Origin of the sequence: Pseudomonas alkylphenolica, from assembly GCF_004025535.1 — a bacterium.
Lineage (GTDB): Bacteria > Pseudomonadota > Gammaproteobacteria > Pseudomonadales > Pseudomonadaceae > Aquipseudomonas > Aquipseudomonas alkylphenolica_A.
In genome coordinates this window covers 215,965-235,552 of the sequence record NZ_QJRG01000044.1, presented here as the reverse complement: position 1 = coordinate 235,552, position 19,588 = coordinate 215,965, and the positions used below count along the sequence as shown (strand labels likewise).

The 19,588-nt window shown below is 62.0% G+C and carries 22 protein-coding genes; 8 read left to right on the top strand and 14 right to left on the bottom strand.

Annotated features, from left to right (window positions below; genetic code table 11):
• Window position 1: 1 nt before the first annotated feature.
• Together DM813_RS28445 and purU are read right to left on the bottom strand one after the other, a co-directional pair.
• Window positions 2-166: a hypothetical protein gene (locus DM813_RS28445; protein ID WP_164897248.1), complete on the bottom strand. Its 165-nt coding sequence runs from the start codon at window positions 164-166 to the stop codon at window positions 2-4.
• Between the two features lie 21 nt (window positions 167-187).
• Window positions 188-1,039, bottom strand: coding sequence for a formyltetrahydrofolate deformylase (gene purU / locus DM813_RS13865; RefSeq protein ID WP_128323963.1), 852 nt, complete (start codon window positions 1,037-1,039; stop codon window positions 188-190).
• Between the two features lie 313 nt (window positions 1,040-1,352).
• Here purU and mvaT point away from each other — a divergent pair, with 313 nt between their 5' ends.
• Complete coding sequence (gene mvaT / locus DM813_RS13860) at window positions 1,353-1,730, top strand: histone-like nucleoid-structuring protein MvaT (protein ID WP_128323962.1); 378 nt, start codon at window positions 1,353-1,355, stop codon at window positions 1,728-1,730.
• Window positions 1,731-1,817: 87 nt separating this feature from the next.
• Here the strand turns inward: mvaT and sbcB are convergent, their stop codons facing one another.
• The 3 genes from sbcB to DM813_RS13845 all read right to left on the bottom strand — a co-directional run bounded on the left by sbcB (window position 1,818) and on the right by DM813_RS13845 (window position 4,178).
• Window positions 1,818-3,248, bottom strand: a complete 1,431-nt coding sequence (gene sbcB / locus DM813_RS13855; protein WP_128323961.1) for an exodeoxyribonuclease I — start codon at window positions 3,246-3,248, stop codon at window positions 1,818-1,820.
• A gap of 61 nt (window positions 3,249-3,309) precedes the next feature.
• Window positions 3,310-3,669, bottom strand: a complete 360-nt coding sequence (locus DM813_RS13850) for a PilZ domain-containing protein (protein ID WP_128323960.1) — start codon at window positions 3,667-3,669, stop codon at window positions 3,310-3,312.
• Between the two features lie 125 nt (window positions 3,670-3,794).
• Window positions 3,795-4,178 carry a tetratricopeptide repeat protein gene (locus DM813_RS13845; RefSeq protein WP_128323959.1) on the bottom strand — a complete coding sequence of 128 codons (384 nt, stop codon included), beginning with the start codon at window positions 4,176-4,178 and terminating at the stop codon, window positions 3,795-3,797.
• Between the two features lie 172 nt (window positions 4,179-4,350).
• Here DM813_RS13845 and pyk point away from each other — a divergent pair, with 172 nt between their 5' ends.
• The gene (gene pyk, locus DM813_RS13840; protein WP_128323958.1) at window positions 4,351-5,802 is read left to right on the top strand and encodes a pyruvate kinase; all 1,452 of its coding nucleotides are present in this window, start codon (window positions 4,351-4,353) and stop codon (window positions 5,800-5,802) included.
• 44 nt (window positions 5,803-5,846) lie between these two features.
• Here the strand turns inward: pyk and DM813_RS13835 are convergent, their stop codons facing one another.
• Both DM813_RS13835 and DM813_RS13830 read right to left on the bottom strand, forming a co-directional pair.
• Window positions 5,847-6,785, bottom strand: coding sequence for an iron-sulfur-binding ferredoxin reductase (locus tag DM813_RS13835; RefSeq protein ID WP_128323957.1), 939 nt, complete (start codon window positions 6,783-6,785; stop codon window positions 5,847-5,849).
• Entirely contained in the window at window positions 6,778-7,890 is a 1,113-nt protein-coding gene (locus DM813_RS13830) for a GGDEF domain-containing protein (RefSeq protein WP_128323956.1), read from the bottom strand. Before DM813_RS13830 ends, DM813_RS13835 begins: the two co-directional genes overlap by 8 nt.
• A 315-nt stretch (window positions 7,891-8,205) precedes the next feature.
• Between DM813_RS13830 and DM813_RS13825 the strand changes: the two genes are divergently transcribed.
• Window positions 8,206-9,729 (top strand): fumarate hydratase, encoded by a 1,524-nt coding sequence (locus DM813_RS13825; RefSeq protein ID WP_128323955.1) that lies wholly within the window; start codon window positions 8,206-8,208, stop codon window positions 9,727-9,729.
• A gap of 71 nt (window positions 9,730-9,800) precedes the next feature.
• Here the strand turns inward: DM813_RS13825 and DM813_RS13820 are convergent, their stop codons facing one another.
• The 6 genes from DM813_RS13820 to DM813_RS13795 form a co-directional block, all read right to left on the bottom strand.
• Window positions 9,801-10,382 (bottom strand): DJ-1/PfpI family protein, encoded by a 582-nt coding sequence (locus tag DM813_RS13820; RefSeq protein WP_128323954.1) that lies wholly within the window; start codon window positions 10,380-10,382, stop codon window positions 9,801-9,803.
• 64 nt (window positions 10,383-10,446) lie between these two features.
• Window positions 10,447-11,604 carry a phospholipase D-like domain-containing protein gene (locus tag DM813_RS13815; protein WP_128323953.1) on the bottom strand — a complete coding sequence of 386 codons (1,158 nt, stop codon included), beginning with the start codon at window positions 11,602-11,604 and terminating at the stop codon, window positions 10,447-10,449.
• Window position 11,605: 1 nt separating this feature from the next.
• Window positions 11,606-12,187, bottom strand: a complete 582-nt coding sequence (locus tag DM813_RS13810; protein WP_128323952.1) for a YceI family protein — start codon at window positions 12,185-12,187, stop codon at window positions 11,606-11,608.
• Window positions 12,188-12,232: 45 nt separating this feature from the next.
• A complete protein-coding gene (locus DM813_RS13805; protein ID WP_128323951.1) occupies window positions 12,233-12,529 on the bottom strand; it encodes an amidase in 297 nt (98 codons plus the stop codon).
• Window positions 12,526-13,626 carry a serine hydrolase domain-containing protein gene (locus tag DM813_RS13800; RefSeq protein ID WP_128323950.1) on the bottom strand — a complete coding sequence of 367 codons (1,101 nt, stop codon included), beginning with the start codon at window positions 13,624-13,626 and terminating at the stop codon, window positions 12,526-12,528. The genes DM813_RS13805 and DM813_RS13800 overlap by 4 nt, the downstream gene beginning before the upstream one ends.
• A 43-nt stretch (window positions 13,627-13,669) precedes the next feature.
• Entirely contained in the window at window positions 13,670-14,557 is an 888-nt protein-coding gene (locus DM813_RS13795; RefSeq protein WP_128323949.1) for an acyl-CoA dehydrogenase, read from the bottom strand.
• Between the two features lie 133 nt (window positions 14,558-14,690).
• On the opposite strand from DM813_RS13795, the gene olsB reads away from it, so the two are divergent.
• Complete coding sequence (gene olsB / locus DM813_RS13790) at window positions 14,691-15,446, top strand: L-ornithine N(alpha)-acyltransferase (RefSeq protein ID WP_128323948.1); 756 nt, start codon at window positions 14,691-14,693, stop codon at window positions 15,444-15,446.
• Entirely contained in the window at window positions 15,446-16,234 is a 789-nt protein-coding gene (locus tag DM813_RS13785) for a lysophospholipid acyltransferase family protein (RefSeq protein ID WP_128323947.1), read from the top strand. The genes olsB and DM813_RS13785 overlap by 1 nt, the downstream gene beginning before the upstream one ends.
• On the opposite strand, the gene DM813_RS13780 is transcribed toward DM813_RS13785, so the two are convergent.
• On the bottom strand, window positions 16,231-16,812 hold the full coding sequence (locus DM813_RS13780) for an ACP phosphodiesterase (protein ID WP_128323946.1): 582 nt from the start codon (window positions 16,810-16,812) through the stop codon (window positions 16,231-16,233). The genes DM813_RS13785 and DM813_RS13780 overlap by 4 nt on opposite strands.
• 153 nt (window positions 16,813-16,965) lie before the next feature.
• On the opposite strand from DM813_RS13780, the gene DM813_RS13775 reads away from it, so the two are divergent.
• From DM813_RS13775 to DM813_RS13765, 3 genes are read left to right on the top strand one after another with little or no spacing between them, the layout of a single operon-like run.
• Window positions 16,966-17,268 carry an ArsR/SmtB family transcription factor gene (locus DM813_RS13775; RefSeq protein WP_128323945.1) on the top strand — a complete coding sequence of 101 codons (303 nt, stop codon included), beginning with the start codon at window positions 16,966-16,968 and terminating at the stop codon, window positions 17,266-17,268.
• A gap of 13 nt (window positions 17,269-17,281) precedes the next feature.
• A complete protein-coding gene (locus DM813_RS13770; RefSeq protein WP_128323944.1) occupies window positions 17,282-18,451 on the top strand; it encodes an MFS transporter in 1,170 nt (389 codons plus the stop codon).
• Window positions 18,452-18,467: 16 nt separating this feature from the next.
• Window positions 18,468-19,517, top strand: a complete 1,050-nt coding sequence (locus DM813_RS13765; protein ID WP_128323943.1) for an alkene reductase — start codon at window positions 18,468-18,470, stop codon at window positions 19,515-19,517.
• Window positions 19,518-19,588 lie beyond the last annotated feature (71 nt).

Sequence of the window (19,588 nt, the reverse complement as noted above, 5' to 3'; positions counted from 1 at the left end):
GTCAATCAGGCTCAACAGGTGGGTGCAACTGCTCCCAGAGCTCGGCGGCACCGGGAAACTCGGTGCCATCCTCGCTGTCCAGCGCCTCTGGGTCGTAACGGCTCAGGCAGCCTTCGCCAAGGGTTGGCGGGGCTTTGGAGGTTGCCTTGTCGAGGGGATCGGCCACGGTTCAACCTCCTTGTGCGCGTTAGTTGAAGACCACCGTCTTGTTGCCATGAACCAGCACGCGGTCTTCCAGGTGATAGCGCAAGCCACGCGCCAGTACCATCTTCTCGACGTCACGGCCGAAACGGACCATGTCTTCAATGCTGTCGCTGTGGCTGACACGCACCACGTCCTGCTCGATGATCGGCCCGGCGTCGAGCTCTTCGGTGACATAGTGGCAGGTTGCACCAATCAGCTTCACACCGCGCAACGACGCCTGGTGGTAAGGCTTGGCGCCGACAAACGATGGCAGGAAGCTGTGGTGAATGTTGATCACCTGCTGAGCGTACTCCTGACAGAGTTGCGGTGGCAGGATCTGCATGTAGCGCGCCAGCACCACGACGTCGGCACCGTGTTCCTTGACCAGGCGCGACACTTCGGCAAACGCTGGCTGCTTGTCCTGCGGGTGGACCGGGACGTGGAAGAACGGAATGCCATGCCACTCGACCATGCTGCGCAGGTCATTGTGGTTGGAGATCACGCAAGGAATGTCGCAATCGAGCTCCTTGGCGTGCCAGCGGTGCAGCAAGTCAGCCAGGCAGTGGGACTCACGGCTGGCCATCAGCACCACTCGTTTTTTCTGGTCGGTGTCGGTGATGCGCCAGACCATGGAGAACTCTTCGGCAATCGGCGCGAAGGCTTCACGGAAGGCCTCGATACCAAATGGCAGCGTGTTCGCGCGAATTTCGTGACGCATGAAGAACCAACCGCTCTGCTCATCGGAATGATGGTTCGCTTCGTTGATCCAGCCGTTATAGGACGCCAGGAAATTACTGACTTTGGCGACGATGCCAACGCGGTCGGGGCAAGCAATCACCAGCCGGTAGGTGCGCATGAATGAGACTCCAGATACTTCGCAAAGGCGCTCATTCTAACGAGTGCCCGGGAAAACTGCAGTAGGGAATGCACGCGTTCATCGCTGGCAACGCCGCTGTCTGAATGCAGTCCGAGGCCACAGCACATAACGCATTGCGGAAAATTAACAGTTATGCGCAAGTCTTAGTTTGTAAATTTTTCTTAATCAAATCGATCAAAGCGATTTAAGCCATTACCGGTTAATTGCCCAGTTTAATGTTTACTTGACTGGAAGCTCTGACTATTATTGCCCCACTGTCTCCCTGATTCCCCCCATTCCCAAGGATCACTCAATGTCCCTGATCAACGAATATCGCGCTACCGAAGAAGCTATCAAAGAACTGCAGGCCCGCCTGGCCAACCTGTCGAACGACGACAAGCTGAAGAAAGAACTGGAATTCGAAGGCAAATTGCGCAATCTGATGGGCGAATATCAGAAGTCGCTGCGCGATATCATTGCCCTGCTGGATCCGGAATCGAAATCGGGCAAAGCGTCACGTGGCGCGGTTAAAACCACCGGCACCAAGCGCGCACGCAAGGTCAAGCAATACAAAAACCCGCACAACGGTGAAGTCATCGAAACCAAAGGCGGCAACCACAAAACCCTGAAAGAGTGGAAAGCCAAGTGGGGTGGCGATGTGGTTGAAGGTTGGGCAACCCTGCTGGGTTAATCACCGACCATTGCAACCCGATGTTGCACTGATGAAAAACGCCAGCTTGCTGGCGTTTTTTGTTTGCGGCGCTTGCTTAAATAGTGCTTAAAGGCCCAGTTGCAACTTCAACGCCTGAGCATGCACTTGCCACTGCCCGAGTATCTCCCGCTGCGCCGCGCTGGCTTGCGCCCAGCACCCCTGCAGGGCCTGCTCGAAATCCCCGAGGGTGTTAGGCGCGCCCATCTGCGGATTGCTCAGGCGCTGCTGGCAAAACTGGCGCCAGCGCTGCAGCTCTTGCGCGTTCAAGGTTTCAATAAAATTTCGCGCGCGGTAGCGAAAGAGTAATTCAGGTAAACGCTCGTCATCGAACATCCAGTGCCCCTGGCCTAATTGCTCAGGTTCAACAGTGCGCACTTGCTCGCACAAACGTCGATCTCGATCACCGATAAATCCGTCATACAACTGCTGCTCGGGATCCTCGCAAGGGGCAAACTCTTCCTCTGCGTAGAGATTTTCCAACTTGGGCTGCCAAAGCGCCTGATCTTGTGTAAGGCGTGATGCCCGCGCTTGATATAAGGACATATCCAGACCCAAGCGTTGCTGATCCTGCGCACGCACTACAGTCAGCGGTGCAACAACCGGGCAGCGATTGATGTGCAGCAACTTCAACGGCACCGGTAATTGCCCTTCAGGCATGTCTTCACGTCGCGTGTACAAACGCTGGCGTAACGACTCGCCGTCTTCGTGTAATAAAGGTTCAGGGTCCATGCCCAAGTCACAGACAATCAGGGCGTTACGGTTACGCGGGTGCCAGGCAAGCGGCAGGACCACCCCCAGATAATTACGTGCCGCAGCGAAGCGCCCGGAAATATGCACCAGTGGTTTTAACAGGCGAATTTGATCCAGCACTTTCTGTTTGCTGCGTAATTGAAACAACCAGTCATAAAGCTTCGGCTGTTTCTCTCGAATCAGTCGCGCCAGGGCAATCGTCGCCCGCACATCACTGAGCGCCTCGTGGGCCTGGCCGTGGCTGATGCCATTGGCCGCCGTGAGCAACTCCAGGCGCAAACTGACGCGCCCGTCCTGCTCGGGCCAGACCATACCTTCCGGGCGCAAGGCATAGGCTGCGCGCACCACATCGATCAGGTCCCAGCGGCTGTTGCCGCCCTGCCACTCGCGCGCATAGGGGTCGAAGAAGTTGCGGTAGAGGCTGTAGCGCGTGACTTCATCGTCAAACCGCACGCTGTTGTAGCCGGCACCGCAAGTACCCGGGCGGGCCAGTTCTGCGTGCACGCGGGTCATGAACTCGGCTTCGCGCAGGCCGTCGCGAACCAATTGATCCGGGGTGATACCGGTGACCAGACACGCGGCCGGGTGCGGCAGGATGTCGTCGCTGGGCTGGCAGTACAGGTTGATCGGCGCCTCGATCTCATTGAGGTCGAGGTCGGTGCGCACACCGGCGACCTGCAAAGGCCGGTCGCTGCGCGGATTGATGCCGGTGGTTTCGTAGTCGTGCCAGAAAATGCTGGTGCTCACGGGGTCGTCCTGAACGTAAGATCGACCAGAGTCTAGGGCTACTCGCCGGCCACGGCCAGCTTCAGACCGAAGCACCCAGCGGGTAGAAGCTGAAATAGTTGCGCAGGGCCCTGACCAGCTGACTGTATTCGCGCGGCGCCTGCAGCAGCATGAACCCGGCGTCATAGTGACCGGGCGTCGCATCTTCGTGGCACCACAGGCAACTGGCGGTCAGGTTGATCAGGTGCACCCCGCCGCCACGGCCGATCACTTTCAGTTGCAACTCGTAATCCGGGCCGACCAGCATGGGCAACTGGCTGATCAGCATCAGGCCGTCTTCAGAAACGTTACCCAGGTAGCCAATGGGCTGATCGGTATAGCGGTTGAAGACTTTGAGGAAGTAAGGGAGCTGATGACGCTCGATGTGACGCTCGTTAAGCATGATCGGGATCGCTGTCGGAGACCCTTTAGCAGGGCCGCGCTAGTGCTGCATTGTCGCCTGTGTTACAGCAATAAGATTAGCCCAACCTGACCCCGGCGTCACAATCGCACGCGAACACTTTAGTATTAACGCCAAGGCGTGGTGCTGCTGGGCCGGGCCAGGGCCGCTTCGCCGCGCAGGTGTCCGAGCTGTTCGAGGGTCTGCAGGCGGGCACGGGCACGGTAGGCGTACTCGTTCTGCGGGTATTGTGCGATGAGGTACTGGTAGGTCTGCGCGGCATCGACGTAGAGCTTCTGACGCTCCAGGCACTGCCCCCGCAGCATCGACACTTCAGGATGCACAAACGGCCGGGCACGGCTGGTGCGGTCGACCTGCGACAGCTCGAGCATGACCTTCTCGCAGTCACCGCGATCGTAGGCGCGGTAGGCATTGTTCAAATGGTGGTCCATCGACCAGCGGGTGCAGCCGACGACACTGGTCGCCAGGGCTAGAACGATCAAGGCTCGCATGGGGGTATCTCCTGTATTGAGCAGTTTATCGGCATTGCCCGGGAAATCTGTAGACGGCACCTCGCCCCGTTCAAACGCCACCCGCCCGACGGGCAAGGTAGTGCAAAGGAACAATGACTACAGCGAATTTCCAGAGTAGCCTTTCGCTGCGCTTCACTATAGGAGTCTGTGCATGACCATCCGCCGTACCAAAATCGTCGCCACCCTTGGCCCAGCCAGCAACTCGCCGGAAGTTATCGAACAACTGATTCTTGCCGGCCTGGATGTCGCTCGCCTGAACTTCTCCCACGGCACGCCCGATGAGCACAAGGCCCGCGCTCGCCTGATCCGCGACATCGCTGCACGCCTGGGTCGCCACGTAGCCCTGCTCGGCGACCTGCAAGGCCCGAAGATTCGTATCGCCAAATTCACCAACAAGCGCATCGAACTGAAAGTCGGTGATCGCTTCACGTTCTCCACCGCTCACCCGCTGACCGATGGCAACCAGGATATCGTCGGCATCGACTATCCGGACCTGGTCAAGGACTGCGGCGTCGGTGACGAGCTGCTGCTCGACGACGGCCGTGTGGTCATGCGCGTGGAAACCGCCACCAGCGATGCCCTGCACTGCTCGGTACTGATCGGCGGCCCGCTGTCCGACCACAAAGGCATCAACCGCAAAGGTGGCGGCCTGACCGCTCCGGCCCTGACCGAAAAAGACAAGGCCGACATCAAGCTGGCTGCCGAGATGGACCTGGACTACCTGGCCGTATCCTTCCCGCGTGACGCCAGCGACATGGAATACGCCCGTCGCCTGCGCGACGAAGCCGGCGGCAGCGCCTGGCTGGTGGCCAAGATCGAGCGCGCCGAAGCTGTTGCCGACGACGAAACCCTCGATGGCCTGATCGCTGCCAGTGACGCGGTGATGGTTGCGCGTGGTGACCTGGGCGTGGAAATCGGTGATGCCGAGCTGATCGCGATCCAGAAAAAGATCATCCAGCACGCCCGTCGCAACAACAAGGCCGTGATCGTCGCCACGCAGATGATGGAGTCGATGATCCAGAATCCGATGCCGACCCGCGCTGAAGTGTCCGACGTGGCCAACGCCGTGCTCGACAACACCGACGCGGTCATGCTGTCGGCCGAGAGCGCTGCGGGTGCCTACCCGATCGAAGCGGTCCAGGCCATGGCGCGCATCTGCCAGGGCGCTGAAAAGCACCCGACCAGCCAGAAGTCCAGCCATCGCCTGCACACCACCTTCGAGCGCTGCGACGAAAGCATCGCCCTGGCGGCCATGTACACCGCCAACCACTTCCCGGGCGTCAAGGCGATCATCGCCCTCACCGAAAGTGGCTACACCCCGCTGATCATGTCGCGCCTGCGTTCCTCGGTACCGATCTTCGCCCTGTCTCCGCACCGCGCCACCCAGGCTCGCGCCTCGATGTTCCGCGGCGTCTACCCGATTGCCTTTGACCCGGCTGCCTTGCCGGCGGAAAAAGTCAGCCAGGCGGCGGTCGACGAGTTGCTCAAGCGCGGCCTGGTCGAACCCGGTGACTGGGTGATCCTGACCAAGGGCGACAGCTACCACAACGTGGGTGGCACCAACGGCATGAAGATCCTGCATGTCGGTGATTCGCTGGTCTGATTACACCCCGTAATGAAAAAACCGCAGCCTGTGCTGCGGTTTTTTTATGCGTGGCCGACGAAAGTATCGGCAAACAGCTGATTGCGCGGTAAACCAGCGAGGAACATGCGCCGGGAAAACTGCTCGACACTGGCGGGTGATCCACAGGCCAGGGTAATCGTCTGGCGGGCCTGCAAGCGCAATGCAGCAAGGCTTTGTGGCAGCGTCTGCGGCGTCAACAGCTCAACCTGCAATTGCGGGTGGCCCTCAGCCAGTGTCATCAGCGCCTTCGCCAGGTAGTGCTCGGTGTCGTCATGGGCCAGGTGCAGCAGACGAATCGGACCGTGGTGCTCCTGGCGCAACGCCTCACGCAAAATGCCCCACAAGGGCGCCAGCCCGGTGCCTGCCGCCAGCAACCAGAGCGGACGTTCCTGCCAGTCGGCATCGTAGTGCAGGGCGCCCCCGCGCAGCTCACCCAAACGCAGCATGTCACCGACTCGCAACTGGCGCGCAGCCTCGCAAAAGGCCCCTGGCTGGCGGCAATCGAGGTGAAACTCCAGGCAGCGATCCTCACCGGGGACGCTCGCCAGCGAATAAGGCCGGGCTACACCGTTCACACTCCACAGCACCAGATGCTGACCCGCCTGGTACCGCAGCAACCGCTCAGGCTCCAGACGCAGGCGAAGCACCGTCTGGCTCAGCCAGTCAACACCAACCACGCTTGCCCCCGCGCCATCCTGCATCGGGTCGAACAGCGCTACCTGCACATCGCTTTCAACCCGACACTGGCAGGACAAGCGCCAGCCCTGCTGGCGTCTGGCAGATTCCAGCGCCTCTGGCCGGGCGTCCTGCAACTGGCCGTCCAGGCACCGGACCATGCAGGCATGGCAACTCCCCGCCCGGCAACTGTAAGGTACGGTCAGGCCAGCCTCGTTCAAGGCATCCAGCAAATTGCTGCCGGCCGCTACCGACCAGCAGCGCTCGCCCACCCGGATATCAGGCATCGATGGTCTCCCAGGCGCCCAGGCAACGGTTGCGACCGCTGCGCTTGGCGCAATACAGCGCCTGATCGGCGCGGTGCAAGGCGTCATCCAGGTCGTCGCCAGCGCCGAGCAGGGTCATGCCGACCGACAGGCTCAACGCGTCCACACGCAGGCCCACCGCTGGCGGCTGGCTCAGTGAGAAGGCATGGCGCACGCGCTCGCAACACGCTGCGAGTTGCGCCTCGGTGCAGTCGGGCATGAGCAAGACGAACTCCTCCCCGCCATAACGCGCCAGTACGTCGGTGTTGCGCAGGCAACTGCTGGCCACACGGGCGAATGTCTGCAGCACCTGGTCGCCCGCGGCATGACCGTAGACATCATTGATGCGCTTGAAATGGTCCAGGTCGATCAGCGCCAGGCCATGGCGGGAACCGCTGTGCATCACATCTACCGCCTGCCCCGCGAGGTTGAGAAAGTGGCGTCGATTGAACAGTCCGGTCAGTTCATCGGTTGCCACCAGTTCTTCCAGTTGGCTCATCATCGCCCGCAAGGTGTCCTGGTGGGTCTGCAAGGCATAGCGCTGTTTGCGCATGCGCTGGCGCGAGCCCTGCACGTAGCGGGCATACAGGCACAACCAGCAGAGCACGACCAGCAAGGTTGTCGCTTGCAGGGCGACCAACGGCCCATCCAGCCACTCGCCCTTGTACGCCTCCCAGACGCACAGCCCGACAAAGCTGGCGAAGATCAGCACCGCGCAGCGCAGGAACACCGGCCCGCTGAGGTGGAACAGGCCGAACATGAGGATAAGGGGATACACCACCAGAAAGGTGCCCCGAGCCTGGTCCAGGTGACTGAGCAACCAGGTCTGCCAGGCCAGGGCAAGCAACACCTGAAACTCGCTCAGGCTGGGGTCGGCGAAGCGCAGGTTGCGCCCACTGACAAACACCCAGCCCAGCAGCAGTTGGCAGAGCAGCGCCAGGCCAGCGCCCGTGAGCAGCACACCGGCCGGAGCCTGGAAGTGTCCGCTGATAAACGCCGTCCACCCCAGGCCCAGCACCAGCAGGTAGGTACCGGCGGCCAGAAGAAAACGTTTGAGGAGTAGCTGCTGCAGCGCTGTTTCAGTCACAGGGGAATCACCGTGCTGCGGGCCCGTGCAGAGAAGAAAGGGCATGGCAAACCGCCACTTTATGGCGTGTGAAGAATAATTGCCACTTTGCAGCCTGTATCGAGCACCTTGCCACGCAAAAGCAATGCCTGACCAGGGCAGACCTTCGTCAGACCACTGATACGTGTACCAAAGTGCGATGCACGCTATACTGCCGCGCCTTTTTGCGCCGCAGGCCCAGCCGCCGGTGCGCCGTGAAAGGTCGTTTCGACACCTCGGCCTGTCCGCGTCGGAATACCTTATTGAATGTTCCCGTCTTTAAGAGGAGCGCGCTGCATGACCGTGATCAAGCAAGACGACCTGATTCAGAGCGTTGCCGACGCCCTGCAGTTCATTTCGTACTACCACCCCGTTGACTTCATCCAGGCCATGCATGAGGCCTATCTGCGTGAAGAGTCGCCCGCTGCACGGGACTCCATCGCCCAGATCCTGATCAACTCGCGCATGTGCGCCACCGGCCATCGCCCGATCTGCCAGGACACCGGTATCGTCACCGTGTTCGTGCGCGTCGGTATGGATGTGCGCTGGGATGGCGCCACCATGAGCCTGGACGACATGATCAACGAAGGCGTGCGTCGCGCCTACAACCTGCCGGAAAACGTCCTGCGTGCCTCGATCCTGGCCGACCCGGCTGGTGCTCGCAAAAACACCAAGGACAACACCCCGGCGGTCATCCACTACTCCATCGTTCCGGGTAACACCGTGGAAGTGGATGTGGCGGCCAAAGGCGGCGGTTCCGAGAACAAGTCGAAAATGGCCATGCTCAACCCGTCCGACTCGATCGTTGACTGGGTGCTGAAAACCGTTCCGACCATGGGCGCTGGCTGGTGCCCGCCTGGCATGCTCGGCATCGGTATCGGCGGCACCGCTGAAAAAGCCGCGGTCATGGCCAAAGAAGTGTTGATGGAATCGATCGACATTCACGAGCTCAAGGCCCGCGGACCGCAGAACCGTATCGAAGAGATCCGCCTGGAGCTGTTCGAGAAGGTCAACCAGCTGGGCATCGGTGCCCAGGGCCTGGGCGGTCTGACCACCGTGCTCGACGTCAAGATCATGGACTACCCGACCCACGCAGCGTCCCTGCCGGTCTGCATGATCCCCAACTGCGCCGCTACCCGTCACGCCCACTTCGTGCTCGACGGTTCCGGCCCTGCCGACCTCGAAGCGCCGTCGCTGGACGCCTACCCGGAAATCGTCTGGGAAGCCGGTCCATCGGCCCGCCGTGTCGACCTCGACACCCTGACCCCGGAAGACGTGCAAAGCTGGAAGCCGGGCGAAACCATCCTGCTCAACGGCAAGATGCTCACCGGTCGCGACGCTGCGCACAAGCGCATGGTCGAAATGCTCAACCGTGGCGAAGAGCTGCCGGTCGACCTCAAGGGCCGCTTCATCTACTACGTCGGCCCGGTTGATCCGGTGCGCGAAGAAGTGGTTGGCCCGGCCGGCCCGACCACCGCAACGCGGATGGACAAGTTCACCCGTCAGATCCTTGAGCAAACCGGCCTGTTGGGCATGATCGGCAAGTCCGAGCGTGGCCCGACCGCGATCGAAGCGATCAAGGACAACAAGGCCGTGTACCTGATGGCTGTGGGTGGCGCTGCCTACCTGGTGGCCCAGGCGATCAAGAAGTCCAAGGTCCTGGCCTTTGCCGAACTGGGCATGGAAGCGATCTACGAGTTCGAGGTCAAGGACATGCCGGTCACTGTCGCCGTCGACAGCAACGGTGAGTCGGTGCACATCACCGGTCCCGCCCTGTGGCAGAGCAAGATCGCTGAAAGCCTGGCGGTCGAAGTGAAGTAAACCTCAGGGTTTGCTGATAAAAAAGCGGCAAGGGATCATTCCCCTGCCGCTTTTTTTTGCCTGCTACAGCGTCACAGGGTAATGCGCGTGCCCAGCAACTGCAGGAACCCCGCCAACCACGCCGGGTGCGCTGGCCAGGCCGGAGCGGTGGCCAGGTTGCCCTGTACATGGGCCTTGTCCACGGCGATATCGACGAACTGCCCGCCCGCCAGGCGTACTTCTGGCGCACACGCCGGATACGCACTGCATTCACGGCCTTCCAGCACGCCGGCGGCCGCCAGCAACTGGGCACCATGGCACACTGCGGCAATGGGTTTACCGGCCTGATCCATAGCCTTGACCAATGCCAGCACCTGCTCGTTCAGACGCAAGTACTCCGGCGACCGCCCACCTGGTATCACCAGCGCGTCATAGTCGTCAGCCTTGACCTGGGCAAAGTCGAAGTTCAGGGCAAAGTTGTGCCCGGGCTTTTCGCTATAGGTCTGGTCACCCTCGAAGTCATGGATCGCCGTGCGCACCGATTGCCCGGCGCCTTTGCCCGGGCACACGGCGTGTACCTGATGGCCAACCATCTGCAGGGCCTGGAACGGCACCATTACCTCGTAGTCTTCAACGTAGTCGCCCACCACCATCAGAATCTTCTTCGCAGCCATCTCAGCAACTCCCTCATGTGCGTCAGAAAGGTACAAGACACCATAGACCGTCCTGTCGCCAGGGCTAGCCGCGACGGTCAAGCAGGTTGACCACCAGCCGGTCGAGCCAGCCCCATACGCGTTGCTGCACACGCTTCCACAGTGGCCGCGCATGCCAGTGGGCAAGGTCGATGCACAGGCTCTGGGCAAAATCGCGCTCGAAGCTGGCGGCCACGGCAGCGGTCAGTGGCGGGTCGAAGGCTTCGACATTGGCCTCGAGATTGAAGCGCAGGTTCCAATGGTCGAAGTTGCACGAACCAATGCTCACCCAGTCGTCCACCAGCACCATTTTCAGGTGCAGGAAGCACGGCTGGTATTCAAATATTTTCACCCCAGCGCGCAGCAAGCGCGGGTAGTAGCGATGCCCGGCATAGCGCACTGACGGGTGATCGGTTCGCGGGCCAGTCAACAGCAGACGCACGTCGATACCGTGCGCAGCGGCGCGCCGTAGCGAGCGGCGAACTTTCCAGGTCGGCAAAAAATAGGGTGTGGCCAGCCAGATGCGGCGCTGGCCGCTGTTCAAGGCACGCACCAGCGATTGCAGGATGTCCCGGTGCTGGCGGGCATCGGCATAGGCCACCCGGCCCATGCCCCGGCCGCTGTCCGGCACATGTGGCAGGTGCGTCAAACCAAAGTGTGTAGGCGGCCGCCAGGCGGTACGCCGCAGGTTGGCGCGCCATTGGCGGTCGAAGAGCATCTGCCAGTCGGCCACCAAAGGCCCCTGCATCTGCACCATCACCTCGTGCCACTCACTGACGGCTTCACCTGGCATCCAGAACTGGTCCGTCACGCCCGTGCCACCTACTACCGCCCAGCTTTGATCAACCACGAGCAATTTGCGGTGATCGCGGTACAGGTTACGAAAGCCCCGGCGCCAGCGCAGGCGGTTATACCAGCGCAGCTCGACACCCGCCGACAGCAAACGTTGACGCAGGCTCAAGGTGAACGCCAGGGCGCCATAGTCATCGAACAGGCAACGCACCTGCAGGCCGCGTTCGGCAGCCAGTACCAGCGCCTGCACCATGGCTTCGGCGCAGGCGCCAGCCTCCACCAGGTACAGTTCCAGATCCACCTGCTGCTGCGCCCCTTCGATAGCGGCGAGCATGCGCGGGAAAAAAACAGGACCGTCGATCAATAACTCGAACCGGTTGTTCTCTCGCCAGGGGAAAACCGGTCCGGCCATATCAGCGCGCTGTGAAGATCAGTACCGCGGCCACTGGCACCGACGGACTGATGGATTTAAGCCCGGCCAGTTTGCGCAACGTCTCCAGGCCCGGAGCCAGGTCAAAGTCTTCAGCGCGCAGCATCAACGGCTCCAGGGTCACGACTTGAAAGCGCCGCTCATCCAGGCGCGTGGCCAGCAGCAGGGCGTTGTAGCTGTGCTCCTTGCCATGCAGTTCAACGGTCAGCGGCAAGCGCAGCTCGACCTGGGCACCGTTGGCCAGGTCGTTGATCGGCCGCAGGTCTATCTGGGCACTGACTTTAGCCTCCGGGAAGCGGGCAAACTCGAACAACGACTGGCGCATGCGTTCATCACGCAGTGGTACGCCGCTGCTGTTGGAGTCCATCTCGATCTGCAGCTGGGCCGCGCCTTTGCGGTCGACCTTGCCGTGCAGCACGAGGAAACGATGGACTTCGGCGGTATCGCCATTTTTGCTGGTGACAAACGACAGGCGCGACGATTCGCCATCGAGGTGCCAGTTGGCGTGGGCCGAGAAGCTCAGCAGGGCGAGCAGGGCCAGTAAAAGACGGGACACAGAGAACATGAGAAATCCTGAAACACAGAGGCCGTCAACCTTACCCGGCTGCCTTCACGGCAGCAAGCCGCAGCCCGCATGCTCGCTGTGCCAGCGGGCGTGGCGCTCGACACCCAATCCCCTAGCCGTGACCTCTCGGGTTTGCGTGTGTTCTTCAAGTCCACTCAGCGGCAGGTATTGACGCACATAGGCCTGGCAGTAAGCGGCATCGAAGCCCATCACGAAACGGCAGGAACAGTATTCCTTGGCCGAGTAAGCACTGAGGATAGCGGTAAAGTCCGCCAGCGCCTGACGCTCGTACCACACCCAGCCCCCCGCCAGTAGCAACAGCAGCAGTAACACACGCTTCATGGCTGCCTCCCGGCCTGTGCGGCCAGCACGCGCCTGAGCAGTTCGTCATGCTCAAAGCGCCTATCGCGATCGTCGGCAAAGCGCACGATCACCACATTCTCACTGGGCAGTACATAGAGTGCCTGGCCCCAATGGCCCAAGGCAGCAAAGGTTTCGGCCGGCGCGCTTGGCCAGGGCCGCCCTGCCCCAGGCAATGGCTGATTGAGCCACCACTGACCGCCGGGATTAGCTTCCCCCGGTTGCGCAACCGCCTTGGCAAAGAGGGTGCGGTTGAACGCAACCCAATCTTTTGCCAGCACCTGCTGCGATTGCCAGCGCCCCTCGCGCAGCATCAACAAGCCGATTCGCGCCAGATCGCGGGCACTCATGTACAGGTAGGAGGAGCCAACTAACGTGCCGCTGGCATCGCGCTCCCACACCGCCGAGGTAATGCCAAGTGGGGTGAATAACGCATCCCAGGGGTACTGCCCATAGCGCTCGGCTCCCACCATGCTGCGCAAGGCCGCCGCCAGCAGATTGCTGTCGCCACTGGAATAGAGAAAACGCTGCCCCGGTGCGACCGCTGCAGGCCGCGCAGCGGTATAAGCGGCCATATCCGCGTGTCCCCGGGTGTAGAGCATGGCGACCACCGAGGAATGCAGCGGTGCGTATTCGTAATCCTCCTGCCACTCTAGACCGCTGGCCCAATGCAGCAAATCCTCGATACGCACTTCGGGATGGGCCTGCATGGGCGGGTAAAAACGCGCGACCGGATCATCCAGCGCAAAGCGGCCTTCTCTGCACGCCACCCCCAGCAATGTAGCCAGCACACTCTTGCTGATCGACCAGGTCAGGTGGGGAGTATGCCGGGTGGTAGGTGCGGCGTAGTGTTCATAGACAATCCGCCCGTCCTTGATAACCAGCAGCGCATCGGTCCGCACTCCGTCACGCTGATGTTCATCGCGCCTGGCGAAGGCATAGGCCTGAACATCGCGCCAGTCAGCGCTGTTGGCCGCTGGCGCTACTGACCACTCCGGCACTGGCCAGGTCTCCTGGCCAAGGGCGCAGGCACTGCTGAGCACTAGGCTGAGCACCAGCCCCGACAACGTTTTGACCATGCCGCAGCACCCAAGACCGACGTGAGACCAGCCTAGCGGTGCTTCATGACAATCCTGCGCTGGCCCAGGCTTTGGCCAGGCGCTTGGCCCGTGCTGCGCTGGCAATTTCCAGCAAACCCTGGTCGCGTTGCCACAGCATCGCCCATTCGCCCGGAGTGTTTTGCAGTGCCTGGCTGATCTCTTCCTTGAGCGCAGCGAACTGCGCGAAAAGGCCGCCCAGCAGCAGGTGGCAAGCCATGGAATCGGCGCATAGCCGAGTACCTTCGGCGCAGCCTCCGAGCAGGCCGATCAACCGCAATTGCATGCCTTGCGGCCAGCCGTTGTCTTGGCCGACCCCATACAACCACGCGCACAGCGCGCTCAGCACATACAGGTCTTCAAGCGTGCGGAACGGCTTGACGTAAGCATCCCAGCCGTCCCCCGCCAGGCGCTCGCACTGGGCCTGGTCCAGGTGGAGCCTGGCGTGGCCAACCTCCGGCATCAGCGGCAAGGCCGGCAATGGCTCAAGGCTCACGCCGGGCTCGCCGGGATAGACCACTGCCAGGCTCACTTGCGGCGAATCACCCGGCGCCTCGCTGCGCGCCGCCACCAGCAGCCAGTCGGCATCCAGCCCCGCAGTGACGAAGTCTTTACTGCCGCTCAGGCGCAGATCATTCAGGCGCACCTGCATATCGGCCGGCCGCACGCTGCGCCGTTCACTGGCGCACAACGCACCAAGGCTGGCCGGGGCACTGGGCCACAGCACCCGCAATGCCGCCTGGTAACCCATCAGAAAGGCCAGCCCGGGCGTCGGCATCGCCCGGGCGCCAAGCACCGCCAACTCGAATGCGCTGACCGCGCCCAAGCGGGTCAGCAGGCTGCTGTAGGTGTCGGCAAGGTCGGCCGACAGCGTGTGTCGCTCGGGATCGTTGAGTCGTTGCAACCAGACCATTTCATCACTCCTTGGGGGCTGTCATCCAAGCATCACCAAAGGTTCACAGGGGTGACACCGCGTCTACCTAGGCTGAGCTTGCACAACAAAGTTGACCGGCCGCAACCCCATGGCTGGCTTACGGAGACTCGCAATGACTCGGATCGCTCGCTCTGGCGACAACAGCACTGAACGCCGTCTGCAAGCCGAACGCCTGGTCGGCCCCGCCGCCCTGCAGGAAGCGCAAGCCCTGCGCTTCAGCGTATTCAGCGGTGAGTTCAAGGCCAAACTCAAAGGCGCCGAGCTGGGCCTGGATATGGACGACTACGACATTCATTGCCGGCATATCGGCGTACGTGATCTGAACAGCGGCCGCCTGGTCGCTACCACCCGCTTGCTCGACCACCAGGCCGCCAACAGCCTGGGCCGTTTCTACAGCGAAGAAGAATTCAGCCTGCACGGCCTCGGTCACCTGCAAGGACCGATCCTGGAATTGGGTCGTACCTGCGTTGACCCGGCCTACCGCAACGGCGGCACCATTTCCGTGCTCTGGGGCGAACTGGCCGAGGTGCTCAACGAAGGCCGTTACAGTTACTTGATGGGCTGCGCGAGCATTCCCATGCAGGATGGCGGTGTGCAGGCCCATGCGATCATGCAGCGCCTGCGCGAACGCTACCTGTGCACCGAACACCTGCGCGCCGAACCGAAAAAGCCACTACCGAACCTGGCACTGCCGGGCAACGTCATCGCTGAAATGCCGCCGCTGCTCAAGGCCTACATGCGCCTGGGGGCGAAAATCTGCGGCGAGCCGTGCTGGGACGAAGACTTCCAGGTCGCGGACGTCTTCATCCTGCTCAAGCGCGACGAGCTCTGCCCTCGCTACGCCCGCCACTTCAAGGCGGCCGTCTGATGCTGCGCCTGCGCGTCATGGCACGCGTCCTGCGGGTGCTGCTGGTGGTTCTGTTCGGGTTGGCCATGGCGACGCTATTCACGCTCTATGAGCGCTTGCAGGTTCCGGCCTCGGCCGACCGCCGCCAACGCTGGTCGCAACTGTTCATGCGCAAACTCAGCAGCGCCCTGCCCTTCAAGGTCCGGGTCATCGGTCAGCTGCCGCAACAGCCGATGCTCTGGGTCAGCAACCATGTGTCCTGGACCGACATCCCCCTGCTGGGCATGCTTGCGCCATTGTCGTTTCTGTCCAAAGCTGAAGTGCGGAGCTGGCCGGTGGCGGGCTGGCTGGCCCTCAAGGCCGGTACCCTGTTCATTCGTCGCGGTGGCAGTGACAGCCAGCTGCTGCGTCAACAGATCAGCCAGCACCTGCAGCAGGCCTGCGCGTTATTGATCTTCCCCGAAGGCACCACCACCGATGGTCGCAGCCTGCGCACCTTTCACGGGCGCCTGCTGGCCAGTGCCATCGACTGCCAGGTGCCTCTGCAGCCGGTCGCCCTTCGCTACCTGCGCGACGGCAAAGCCGATCTGATCGCGCCGTTCATCGGCGATGACGACCTGCTCTCACACCTGATGCGCTTGTTTGCCCATGACTGTGGCGAGGTGGAAATCCAGCTGCTGACGCCCATTGCGAGCGCCGGCGAAGAGCGCGCGGCCCTGGCCTACAAGGCTCAACAAGCGGTGCAAGTGGCGTTGTTCGGTGTTCAAGCATCGGCTACCGCGCCGCAACGCCGGGCCAGAGCCGCTTAACCCTGAGCCAAGGCCTTCCCGGCGAAGGCCTGTAGCTCAGGATAGAAGGCGCGGAAATCTTCGCTCAAGGGCGTGTACAACGCCTCGACTTCTTCCAGCGCGCCCTCCATGCCCTCGGGGCGCGACAGGCGTCGGGCGATGCCGCGAAACACCTGACCCAACACCGCAAACTCGCGGTAAGAGCCCAGCCAGTCATCGGCGGCCATGTGCGGCGCGATCTGCGCCAGTCGCCCGGGCAGATCGGGTTGCGTGGTCAGCACCTGATAGAACCTGCCGGTGAACTGCTCCAGGGGTTGCTCGTTGTAGTCCTGCCAGTGCACGGCCAGGCAGTGATCGAAGAACACATCGAGGATGATCCCGGCATAACGCCGACGCGATGCGGGAAACCGGCCCAGCGCCTCATGGACCAGCGGATGGCTGTCGGTGAACACATCGATCTGCCGATGCAGGCGGATCGCGGCTTCCAACGGCAAGGGAAAGCGGCCCTGTAGCGGCCCTTTGACGAAGTCGCCATAGAGACTGCCGAGCAATTGCTCGGGTTGCTGGCCGCCCAGGTGAAGGTGTGCGAGGTAGTTCATGCGCCCAGTCTAGCACTAGCGCGGTCTATATCGTTATAACCCGATATAGCGATTTACGCTGAGCTCAGAACCTCTTCATATTTGTATATCGCGAAATACCGATTTATATTTCGCCTCATCGCGATATAACGCTACACAACCATGAGCCCAACCATGCCTCTCGATCTCGACGAAATAATAAAAGCCCTGGCCCACCCAGTACGGCGAGAAATCCTCAACTGGCTGAAAGACCCGGACGTGCAATTCCCTGACCAGCACCACAGCACCGAACACGGTGTCTGCGCCGGCCAGATCGATCAACGCTGCGGCCTGTCGCAGTCTACGGTCTCGGCCCACCTGGCCACCTTGCAACGTGCGGGTCTGATCAGTAGCCAGAAGATCGGGCAATGGCACTTTTTCAAACGCAATGAGGAAACCATCCAGGCCTTCCTCATGCAGATGAGCCACGAGCTCTGACAAGGACCTTGCAATGCCCCTTTCCCTGTTGATCCTGGCGCTCAGCGCCTTCGCCATCGGCACGACCGAGTTCGTGATCATGGGCCTGCTGCCTGATGTAGCGGCAGACCTCGGCGTGTCGATTCCCGGCGCCGGCTGGCTGGTCACCGGCTACGCCCTGGGCGTCGCCATCGGTGCGCCGTTCATGGCCCTGGCCACCTCACGGCTGCCACGCAAGGCGGCACTGATCGCGCTGATGGGCGTGTTCATCGTCGGCAACCTGTTGTGTGCAGTGGCCAGCGATTACAACCTGCTGATGTTCGCCCGCGTGGTGACCGCCCTGTGTCACGGCGCCTTCTTCGGTATCGGCTCGGTAGTGGCTGCCAGCCTGGTGCCGGCTAACCGCCGCGCCTCGGCGGTCGCCCTGATGTTCACCGGCCTGACCCTGGCCAACGTACTCGGCGTGCCACTGGGCACGGCCCTGGGCCAGGTTTATGGCTGGCGCTCGACCTTCTGGGCAGTCACGGTGATCGGCGTGATTGCCTTGATCGGCCTGATCCGCTTCCTGCCGTTTCGCCATGACGAGGAAAAACTCGACATGCGCGCCGAACTGGCTGCCCTCAAGGGCGCGGGCATCTGGCTGTCGCTGTCGATGACCGTGCTGTTCTCGGCATCGATGTTCGCACTGTTCACTTACGTGGCGCCCTTGCTCGGCGATGTCACCGGTGTTTCACCCACCGGCGTCACCTGGACCCTGTTGCTGATCGGCCTGGGCCTGACGTTAGGCAACATTGTCGGCGGCAAGCTGGCAGATCGCCGCCTGAGCGCCACCCTCATCGGTGTGTTCATCAGCATGGCCGTGGTCTCCACTGCGCTGAGCTGGACCAGCGTTGCCCTGATCCCGGCAGAAATCACCCTGTTCCTCTGGGCCACGGCTGCCTTTGCCGCCGTACCGGCCTTGCAGGTCAACGTGGTGACCTTCGGCAAGGCTGCCCCGAACCTGGTTTCGACCCTGAACATTGGCGCATTCAACCTGGGCAATGCCCTGGGCGCCTGGGTCGGTGGCACGGTAATCGCTCAAGGACTGGGCCTGACCCGCGTGCCGCTGGCCGCCGCCGCCCTGGCGGTGCTGGCCCTGATCGTCACCCTGATCACCTTCAACCAGCGCGGCGACAAGGCCGAACTGGCTCCTGCGACTCACTGATAAGCCTGAGGTATTTATGACGACTATTTTCGATCCCATCACCCTCGGCGATCTGCAACTGCCGAACCGCATCATCATGGCCCCGCTGACCCGCTGCCGCGCCGACGAAGGCCGGGTTCCCAATGCGCTGATGGCCGAGTACTACGTACAACGCGCCAGCGCCGGGCTGATCCTCAGCGAGGCCACCTCGGTGACGCCGATGGGCGTCGGTTACCCGGACACCCCAGGCATCTGGTCCAACGACCAGGTGCGCGGCTGGACCAGCGTGACCAAATCCGTGCACGCCGCGGGCGGACGGATTTTCCTCCAGCTGTGGCATGTCGGGCGGATTTCGCACCCGATCTACCTGAATGGCGAAACCCCGGTGGCGCCTAGCGCAATCCAGCCCAAAGGCCACGTCAGCCTGGTGCGTCCGCTGGCGGACTACCCGACGCCACGCGCGCTGGAGACCGCAGAAATCGCCGACATCGTCGAGGCTTACCGTACCGGTGCCGAGAACGCCAAGGCAGCCGGGTTTGACGGCGTCGAAGTGCATGCCGCGAACGGCTACCTGCTTGACCAGTTTCTGCAAAGCAGCACCAACCAGCGCTCCGATCAGTACGGTGGCTCGCTGGAAAACCGTGCACGCCTGCTGCTGGAAGTGACCGATGCGGTCATCGACGTGTGGGGCGCGCAACGCGTCGGCGTGCACCTGGCACCACGCGCCGACTCGCACGATATGGGCGATGCCAATCGCGCCGAAACCTTCACCTATGTGGCTCGTGAGCTGGGCAAGCGCGGGATTGCCTTCATCTGCTCGCGCGAGAAAGAAGGCGACGACAGCATCGGCACCTTGATCAAGGACGCCTTTGGCGGCCCCTACATCGTCAACGAGCGCTTCACCAAGGACACCGCCAACGCCTCACTGGCCAGCGGTCGCGCCGATGCCGTGGCCTTCGGTGTGCCGTTCATTGCCAACCCGGACCTGCCGGCCCGGCTGGCAGCCGATGCACCGCTGAACCAGGCCCATCCGGAAACCTTCTACGCCAAGGGCCCGGTTGGTTACATCGATTATCCACGGATGTAAATTTGGCCGGTCAGGTGCAAATCTCAACCGTTGCACCTGACCTGTGGGAGCGGGCTCACCCGCGAAGAGCC